We start from the raw sequence: 9,185 nt of genomic DNA, 5'->3' as shown, positions 1-9,185 counted from the left end.
GAAAAGTAGGTGCCGCCCCGCACAGGGGCAACGCATGCGGCCCGCCGCGAATACAAGTTAAGGCCAACCAGGAAAAGCCCACTGCGGCCAGCAACCAATAACGTTCTACCACTATGAACGCCACCTCCATGACATCAGCCCAACATGCGGCGCTCGGCGACGCCCTCTTCGCTGCCTGGCTCGAACGGATGCCCATCGCGCCGCTCACCACGCGCCTGCCCGAGCTGCCGCTCTCCGACGCCTACCGCATCCAGCAACACTTCATCGCACGCCGAGTAGCAGCCGGCGAAGCCATCGTCGGCAAAAAAATCGGCGTAACCAGCAAAGCCGTCCAGGACATGCTCGACGTCCGCCAGCCCGACTTCGGCATGCTGCTCTCCGGCATGCACTACGAAAGCGGCGCCGCCATTCCCGCCCACACGCTGATCCAGCCACGCGCCGAAGGCGAGATCGCCTTCTACCTGCGCAGCGACCTGCGCGGCCCCGGCGTGGACCGCACTGACGTCCTCGAAGCCACCGAAGCCGTAGGCGCATGCTTCGAGATCGTCGACTCGCGCATTCGCGACTGGGCAATCCGCATCGGCGACACCGTGGCCGACAACGCCTCCAGCGGCGTCTACGTGCTCGGCCCCGAGCGCGTCTCACCGCACGACGTCGATCTCGCGGCGTGCCACATGCGCATCGAAAAGAACGGCAACAACGCCGGCGAAGGCGTGGGCGCAGCCGCCCTCGGCCACCCCGCCGACGCCGTGGCATGGCTCGCCAATATGCTCGGCGAACTCGGCATGCCGCTGCTCGCGGGCGAAGTCGTGCTCTCGGGCGCGCTGGCCGCGCTGATTCCGGTTGGCGCCGGCGACCGCCTTTCGATGCGCATCGAAGGCATTGGCGGCTGCGAAGTCAGCTTCGTCTAAACGGTCTGCCTATCGTCTGCAATCCGAAAGGATGGCATTAAAAGCAAAGGTCACATCAACAAGGAAAGATCCATGAGCAAGATTCAATGCGCGCTGATCGGCCCCGGCAACATCGGCACCGATCTGCTCTACAAGCTGCGCCGCAGCGCCGTGCTCGAACCCGTCTGGATGGTCGGCGTCGATCCGACCTCCGAAGGACTCGCGCGCGCCCAGGCGCTGGGCCTCAAGACCACGGCCGATGGCATCGACGGCCTGCTGCCGCATCTGGAAGCCGATCAGATCCGCATCGCCTTCGACGCGACCTCGGCTTACGTGCACCTCGAGCACTCCGACAAGCTGACCGCGCGCGGCGTGCGCGTGATCGACCTCACGCCCGCCGCGATCGGCCCGTTCTGCGTGCCGCCCGTGAACCTCGGCGAGCATGTCACCGACGCAATGAACGTCAACATGGTCACCTGCGGCGGCCAGGCGACCATCCCCATCGTGCATGCGGTCGCGCGCGTGCAGCCCGTGGCCTATGGCGAGATCGTCGCAACCGTGTCCTCGCGCTCGGTCGGCCCCGGCACGCGCAAGAACATCGACGAATTCACGCGCACCACGGCGCGCGCCATCGAAAGCGTAGGCGGCGCCAGGCGCGGCAAGGCCATCATCGTGATCAATCCGGCCGAGCCGCCGCTCATCATGCGCGACACGATCCACTGCCTCACCGAGGACGAGCCCAATGTCGAGGCCATCACCGCCTCGGTGCACAAGATGGTGGAGGAAGTGCGCCGCTACGTGCCGGGCTACACGCTCAAGAACGGGCCGGTGTTCGACGGCAAGCGCGTCTCCGTGTTCATGGAAGTGGCCGGCCTCGGCGACTACCTGCCGCGCTACGCCGGCAATCTCGACATCATGACGGCCGCTGCCGCCCGCACCGGCGAAGTGTTCGCCGAGCAGATGCTGGCCGCCGCAGCCGCCTGATACCGATACGACAGGAGTCACGATGCAAACCGAAAAACCGGAAACCAGCGCAACCCCGCAGCACCCGCTCGCGGGCACCCGCATCACCGTGCATGACATGACGCTGCGCGACGGCATGCACCCCAAGCGCCACCAGATCTCGCTCGACCAGATGCGCAGCATCGCACGCGGGCTCGACGCCGCCGGCGTCCCGCTCATCGAAGTCACGCACGGCGACGGCCTGGGTGGCGCGTCGGTCAACTACGGCTTTCCCGCGCATAGCGACGAGGCCTATCTCGAAGCTGTGATCAGCGAGCTGAAGCAGGCCAAGGTCTCGGCGCTGCTGCTGCCCGGGATCGGCACCGTCGACCATCTGCGCATGGCGCACGGGCTTGGCGTGAACACGATCCGCGTGGCCACGCATTGCACGGAAGCCGACGTCTCGGGCCAGCATATCGGCCTCGCGCGCGAGCTCGGCATGGACACCGTAGGATTCCTGATGATGGCGCACATGGCCCCGCCCGAGCTGCTGGTGGAGCAGGCGAAGCTCATGGAGTCGTACGGTGCGAACTGTATCTATATCACCGACTCCGCGGGCTACATGCTGCCGCATGACGTGACCGCGCGTCTCAAGCCCGTGCGCGAGGCCCTGCGCCCCGAGACCGAGCTGGGCTTTCACGGCCACCACAATCTCGCCATGGGCATTGCGAACTCGCTCGCGGCCATCGAGGCGGGCGCGCGCCGCATCGACGCCGCCGCGGCCGGGCTCGGCGCGGGCGCGGGCAACACGCCCATGGAAGTATTCGTGGCCGTGTGCGATCGCATGGGCATCGAGACGGGCGTGGACGTGTTCGCGATCTCCGACGTGGCCGAAGACCTCGTGGTGCCGATCATGGACGCGCCCATCCGCATCGACCGCGACGCGCTCACGCTCGGCTATGCGGGCGTCTATTCGTCGTTCCTGCTGTTCGCGAAGCGCGCCGAGGCGAAGTACGGCGTGCCCGCGCGCGACATCCTCGTGGAGCTGGGCCGCCAGCGCCTCGTGGGCGGCCAGGAAGACATGATCGAAGACACGGCGATCAATTTCGCGCGTGCGCGCGGGCTGAGTGTGGCGGCGTGAGCGCCGTTCACTGAGCGTTGTACCGTGTTCGCCTTCGCGAGGTAGTACGAGAGCGCGCGCCGTTGCAAGACGGCGCGCGCTTTGCACTTGCTGTATTCTTCCCGATCTTCTCCCACTGCCCCTTGCCCATGCAACAACCTCCCCGCTCTCCTCGCCGCCGCAACGCGCTGTGTCGTGTGGCGCGCATCGCCGGTGTATCACTCGCCACGAGCGTGATCGCTCATGCCGCGACGGCCCAGACCTCGACGCCCGCACCGGGCGAATCCGCACCTGCCATCGGCGCCATCGCCACGGCCCAGCCCGACGCGGACCGTCTGATTCCCATGGATCACGTGCAGAACCTGCGCGACCTCGGCGGCCTCATTGGCGCCGATGGCCGGCGCGTCGCGCCACATCGACTCTATCGCAGCGGGAACCCCGCACTCGGCACGCCCGCCGACTTCGCGCGTCTCGCGGCCTTGCATCTGGACGACGTGGTGGACTTTCGCGCCGCCAGCGAAAAGACGCCCGCCGAAGCCGCATTCGGCGCGCTCTTTCCCTGGATGGCCGACCCGGTGCTCGCGGGCGACCTCTCGCCCGCTGCCATCGTGCCGATGCTCAAGCGCTCGACGCCCGAGCAGATGCACCGCTTCATGGTCGACCTCTACCGCCAGTTCCCCCAGGATTACCAGGCGCAATTCGCCCGCTTCCTGAAGCTCGCCGAGGCGGACAAGACGCTGCTTTATCACTGCACGGCGGGCAAGGACCGGACTGGATTCGCAACGGTGCTGCTGCTTTCGGCGCTGGGCGTGGACCGCGCGACGGTTATCGCGAACTATCTGGAGTCGAACCGCTATAACGCGGCAGGCAACGCGCGGGCATTGGCGCAGTTGCAGAAGATTGGCGTGGCGCCCGCGGTCGCGCAACCCTTGCTCGATGTCGATCCCGATTACATCGGCGCCGCAATGGCCGTGATCGATGAACGCTATGGCGGCATGCAGCACTATCTCGTCGACGTGCTGCACGTGGATATAGAAAAAATCCGCCGCAACTATCTCGTGGCTGCGGCGGATTAGAGACCGTGATAACTGCCCGGTTGCGTGAAACGCAACCGGCCCGCTTCGTCACACAAACCGGCGCGAGCCGATCACTGCCCCGAAGTCTGACGCGCCATCGCCACGATGTCACGCTCGCTGATCTTGCGAATGACCTTTTCCTCAGCGGCGAGATCGAGCGAGCGGCTCAACACATAATAAGTTGCGCCAGCAACGATCAGCCCGACGAGCCAGGCAAGATCGATGCCGCTCATCTGATGCGCGAAGTAGCCAACAAAGATCTCCTTGCCCGACTCGTTGTCCACGATCGAGAAGAACGGAATCATCGCGGCAAAGCCGATCAGATAGGCCACGATCCCACGCGCCTGCCACGCACCATAGATGCCGTCCGGCGTGAAGAAGTGCGTGATTGCATAGCGGCCCTTGCGCACGAAGAAGTAATCGACCAGATTCACCGCGGTCCAGGGCACGAGGAAGTACAGCATCAGCACGAGGAACGTGTTGAGCAGCGCCACGCCGTTACCCGGGATCGACAGCGTGCACACGAGCACGATCGCGCTGATCGCGAGCACCGCGCCAACCCGCGCACGGCGCGTCGGCTGGATCTTGCGGAACGAGTCCACGCCGGTCAGCAGCGTCAGCATCGCGCTATAGGTGTTCAGCGCGATGATCGGCAGGAAGCCCGCCACCGACACCACCACGAGAATGCTGCCGCAGCCCGGGAACAGCTTCGCGCCCACCTGGTTCAGCGCGACGAGCGCGTCGGTGGCCTGCAGTTGCTGCGCGAGCCACGCGCCAAGGCCGATCATCCACGCGCCCGAGAGCGACGCGCCCAGGAAGATCGCCGAGATCAGCTTCGCGCGGCTCGTGTGCCTGGGCAGATAGCGCGAGTAGTCGGACACATAGGGTGCATAGGAGATGTTGTAGCTCGCGCCGATGGCGAACTGCGTGATGAACGCGACCCAGTTGAAGCCGAGGTGCGTGCTCGCCGCATTGGCCGCCAATGCGGCGCCGGCGCCGCCCTTGCCCACGCCGAAGATCAGCGCGAGCGTGACGAGCGCATAGAGCGGCAGCGTCACGATCAGCGCCCACTTGAACGCCTTGTGCATGAGGTCGTGGCCGAAGATCGCCAGCAGCCCGCCCGCGACCGCCGCGACGACCGCCACCAGCGCCGGGCTCAGGCCAAAGACGTTTTTCAGCCCGCTCATGATGAGCGTGACGTTCACGACATTAAAGCCGACGAATACGAACAGCGTCGCGAGCAGCGCGAGCGCCACGCCGCGATAGCCAAACTGCGCGCGCGACTGGATCATCTGCGGCAGGCCCATCTCCGGGCCCTGGGAGCCGTGGAACGCCATGAAGATGGTGCCGAACATGATGCCGACCGCGCCGCCCAGCGTCGTCCAGCCGGCCGAGAGCCCCATGCTCGGGCCAACGAAGCCGATCGAGATGGTGAAGAAATGGAAATTGCCGAGGAACCAGAACGGCCCCTGGCTGCTGAGCTTCGCGTGGCGCTCGCTTTCGGGAATGTAGTCGATCGAATGGTTTTCGATTTCGAGGCCCGCGTCGCCGGCCGCCGCGCGAGCGGCATGCTCTTGTGCTGTCATACAACAAGTCTCCTGAATGTCCTGCTCTTCTACTGCTCTTTTTACTGCGTTTTCCCTACTGCATTTGTCGCGTGGCGGCGGCGCACGGGCCATGCTGCCCGCACGCGCCGCTCACGCCGCCTGCGCTACGTGTGGCGCCGCTTCGCGCTTCACTCAGCCGAGCCGCTTCACGTTGCGCTCAGCTGCGGCGCTTCACGCCCGGCAGCACGCAGAGCATCTCGAACGCGAGGTTCGCGCCCAGCAGCGCCGTGGTGCCGAACGGGTCATACGGCGGCGCGACTTCCACGAGATCCGCGCCGACGATGTCGACGCCCCAGGTGCCGCGGATGATCTCGAGCGCCTGCGGCACGGTCAGGCCCGCAATTTCGGGCGTGCCGGTGCCGGGGGCGTAGGCCGGGTCGATGCCGTCGATATCGAAGCTCAAGTAGACGGGGCCGCCCTGCACGCGCGCGCGCACTTCTTCCATCAGCGGCTCGAGCGAGCGGTTCCAGCATTCCTCGGCCTGCACGACCTTGAAGCCCTGCTGGCGGCACCAGTCGAAGTCCTCGGCCTCGTAGCCGGTGCCGCGCAGACCGATCTGCACGACGCGGTTGCAATCGAGCAGCCCTTCTTCAACGGCGCGGCGAAACGGCGTGCCATGGGCGATTTTCTCGCCGAACATCGTGTCGTTGACGTCGGCGTGCGCGTCCACGTGGATCAGGCCCACGGGGCCGTACTTGCGGTGGATCGCGCGCAGGATCGGCAGCGTGATCGTGTGGTCGCCGCCCATCGAAATGGGGCGGCAACCGTGCTCGAGGATCGCGTCGTAGGCCTGTTCGATGCGCGTGATCGAATCGGCGAGATTGTAGGGGTTCGTCGCCACGTCGCCGATATCCGCCACTTGCAGCGAGTCGAACGGCGCGGCGCGCGTCGCCATGTTATAGGGACGCAGCAGCACGGATTCGGAGCGGATCTGGCGCGGGCCGAAGCGTGCGCCGGTGCGGTTCGAGGTGCCCAGATCGAACGGCACGCCCACGAAGCAGGCGTCGAGCCCCTTGGCGCTTTCGACCTGCGGCAGGCGCATCATCGTTGCGATACCGCCGCAGCGGGGCATGACGTTGCCGCCGAGGGGTTGGTAGAAATTGTCAGACATATCCGTGCTCCACGTTCTCATTCATTCCGCCGTATCATGCGAATCGGCTACAGGCGCAGTTTCAAGCATCCGTCAAGCAAAGATAAATAACGAATCCACACTGTTTACATTGGTATATTGCTATGTATCGATGAATCCCCCGGAGAACCCATGCTCGGCAGCCTGACCGACCTCGACCTGCGCCTGTTGCGCGTCTTCGTGGCCGTGGTGGAGGCCGGCGGCGTGAGCGTCGCGCAAACGACGCTGAACGTCAGCCAGCCCACCATCAGCGCGCAGCTCTCGACGCTCGAGACGCGCCTCGGCTACCGGCTGTGCGAGCGCGGGCGCAGTGGCTTTCGTCTGACTGAAAAGGGCGAGCGCCTGTACGAGCTCGCCACCACGCTGCTCGCGGCCGCCGAGGAGTTCGCGCTCAAGGCGCGGCACCTGGACCGCAAGCTCGTGGGGACGTTGGGGATTGGCCTGATCGGCCACACGCCGATCAGCCAGAATGCGCGCATCAGCGAGGCGATCGCCTCATTCAAGAAGCGCGACGAAGCAGTGCGCTTCTCGATTTCGGTGAAGTCGCCGGGCGAGCTCGAAGAGCAGCTGCTCAATGGCGAGATCCAGATTGCCGTGGGCTATTTCTGGCATCGTGTGCCGACGCTCGAATACACGCCGCTCTTCGTCGAGCGGCAGATCGCCTATTGCGGGCGCGGCCATCCGCTGTTCGGGCGCGCGGGCAAGCTCGCCCCCGCCGAAGTGGCCGATCATGAATGGGTGTGGCGCACCTACCCGACGCCGGAGGCCCAGCATTCGACCACGGCGAACAAGGTGAGCGCGCAGGCCGACAACATGGAGGCCGTGTCGCTGCTGATCCTGTCCGGCCATCATTTGGGCTACCTGCCGCAGCAGTTCGCGGCGCCGCATGTGCGGCGCGGGCTGCTGGCGGCGCTCAACCCCAAGGAACTCACCTACGAGGTGACGTTTCACATGGTCACGCAAAAACGCAGCAGCCACGATCCGATCGTGCAAGCGTTTCTGGAGGATTTGCGCAACGCACATCCGCAAGAGGCGGGCGACGAAGCGTGACGGCTCGTTGCGATGGCAACTCTATGGTCGGGCGAGCGTGATCGCCCGACCCAGCTCGCGCGGCAAGCACGGCGCGCGCCACGCCGCGCCGCCTGCCGCGCTGCTCACCTTGCTCAGCCTTCGAACACGTGGTGCAGCGGCGGCACCGAGCCGCCCTCGCGCACCGTGATCTCGAACACCTTGCGCGCGCGGGTCGTGGGCCGCACGTCGGCGGCGTCGAGGTAGAACTGGTTGTACCAGTCGCGCATCTGATAGAGCGGGCCGTCGCCTTCGCAGAGCAGCGGATTGTCGATGCGCGTCTTGCTGTCCCAGATCGCCACGTCTTCATAGAACGCCGCCTGCGCCTGGGTCACGTAGGCGCGCGCGATCTCGAGGTTCTGCTCTTCGGAGATGCCGGGAATCTTCTTGACCATCACGCCGTAGCGCAGCTCGAAGCTGTTCATGTCGATGGGCACGTGGCAGTTCAGCAGGATCGAGTGAATCGGATGGCCGCCGCTTTGGCCCGTCATTTCGGTGATGTGATACGCGGGGCCGAAATAGGTGGAGAGCGCGATCAGTTCGTCGCCGCCCAGGCGCTCGCTGCGGCCCACGAGCAATTGCGTGGCCTTGTGGTCTTCGAAGAGGTTCGCGAAGTAATCGACCGGTGCGCCGTGCACGGTCGCGAAGTGGGCCATGTCCGAGATGTTGTCCACCAGCTCGCGGCAGTTGGTGCCGATCACCATCTTGTCGACGACCCAGTCGGACCACTCGTCCGATTCGCAGGCCGCGATTGGCGGAATCGCCACGCTCTCGGGCGGTTCGGCGCCTTCGGGGTCGTGCCAGATGAAGAGCAGCTTGTTTTGCACGCTGGTGCGCCATGCGCCGATTTTTGCTTTGGGCGGAATGCGTTTGCAGTAGGGGATGGATTGGCAGTGGCCTTCGCCGTTCCATTGCCAGCCGTGGAAGGGGCATACCAGGGTGTCGCCTTCCACGCGGCCGGTCGAGAGGTCGGCGCCCATGTGCGGGCAGTAGCCGTCTACTACGTGGATTTCGCCCGCCGAATCGGCGAAGGCGGCCAGACGCTTGCCGAATACGTTCAGCGTGTGCGGCTTGCCGTCCTGATAGTCGCTCGCGAGGCCGAGGCAATGCCAGCCACGGGCATAGCGCTGGGTGAGCGGATGCGCTTCTATCTTGTAAGGGCGTGCGGACATTGATGTTCTCCTTCTGTCATTTGAGCCGCACTGGGGTGGTGTGCGGCGCTTGCTGTACGTAGCCAGGGTTGCTTATGGGGGTTCCCCCATTCGTTCTTTTGGAGCGCTTTTAGCTTTCCGCTCCTAAGCTTTTCTCGCGGGTTATTGCGAATTGGCCTTAACTTGTTTTCGCGGCGGGCCG

Annotated in this window: 8 protein-coding genes; 5 read left to right on the top strand and 3 right to left on the bottom strand. The window is 65.3% G+C overall.

Translation table 11 applies throughout. From position 1 onward, the window contains the following. The first annotated feature begins 128 nt into the window (after positions 1-128). The 4 genes from dmpE to BO1_RS55805 all read left to right on the top strand — a co-directional run bounded on the left by dmpE (position 129) and on the right by BO1_RS55805 (position 4,028). Entirely contained in the window at positions 129-911 is a 783-nt protein-coding gene (gene dmpE, locus BO1_RS47435) for a 2-oxopent-4-enoate hydratase (RefSeq protein ID WP_028223578.1), read from the top strand. Between the two features lie 72 nt (positions 912-983). Further along, positions 984-1,874 (top strand): acetaldehyde dehydrogenase (acetylating), encoded by an 891-nt coding sequence (locus BO1_RS47430; RefSeq protein WP_028223577.1) that lies wholly within the window; start codon positions 984-986, stop codon positions 1,872-1,874. Between the two features lie 22 nt (positions 1,875-1,896). Beyond that, complete coding sequence (dmpG, locus tag BO1_RS47425) at positions 1,897-2,973, top strand: 4-hydroxy-2-oxovalerate aldolase (protein ID WP_043289156.1); 1,077 nt, start codon at positions 1,897-1,899, stop codon at positions 2,971-2,973. Between the two features lie 128 nt (positions 2,974-3,101). Then, positions 3,102-4,028, top strand: coding sequence for a tyrosine-protein phosphatase (locus tag BO1_RS55805; RefSeq protein WP_245644135.1), 927 nt, complete (start codon positions 3,102-3,104; stop codon positions 4,026-4,028). A gap of 71 nt (positions 4,029-4,099) precedes the next feature. On the opposite strand, the gene BO1_RS47415 is transcribed toward BO1_RS55805, so the two are convergent. Then, on the bottom strand, positions 4,100-5,614 hold the full coding sequence (locus tag BO1_RS47415; RefSeq protein ID WP_028223575.1) for a purine-cytosine permease family protein: 1,515 nt from the start codon (positions 5,612-5,614) through the stop codon (positions 4,100-4,102). 178 nt (positions 5,615-5,792) lie between these two features. Continuing rightward, the gene (gene speB, locus BO1_RS47410; protein WP_028223574.1) at positions 5,793-6,746 is read right to left on the bottom strand and encodes an agmatinase; all 954 of its coding nucleotides are present in this window, start codon (positions 6,744-6,746) and stop codon (positions 5,793-5,795) included. 150 nt (positions 6,747-6,896) lie between these two features. Between speB and BO1_RS47405 the strand changes: the two genes are divergently transcribed. Continuing rightward, the gene (locus BO1_RS47405; protein WP_028223573.1) at positions 6,897-7,814 is read left to right on the top strand and encodes a LysR family transcriptional regulator; all 918 of its coding nucleotides are present in this window, start codon (positions 6,897-6,899) and stop codon (positions 7,812-7,814) included. A gap of 113 nt (positions 7,815-7,927) precedes the next feature. On the opposite strand, the gene BO1_RS47400 is transcribed toward BO1_RS47405, so the two are convergent. Next, positions 7,928-9,004 carry a Rieske 2Fe-2S domain-containing protein gene (locus tag BO1_RS47400; protein WP_028223572.1) on the bottom strand — a complete coding sequence of 359 codons (1,077 nt, stop codon included), beginning with the start codon at positions 9,002-9,004 and terminating at the stop codon, positions 7,928-7,930. Positions 9,005-9,185: the final 181 nt, after the last annotated feature.

This window comes from Paraburkholderia oxyphila NBRC 105797, assembly GCF_000685075.1.
In the GTDB taxonomy this organism is placed as follows: domain Bacteria; phylum Pseudomonadota; class Gammaproteobacteria; order Burkholderiales; family Burkholderiaceae; genus Paraburkholderia; species Paraburkholderia oxyphila.
Note: the sequence above shows the minus strand (reverse complement) of the source record. Positions and strands in the feature narration are given on the sequence as shown.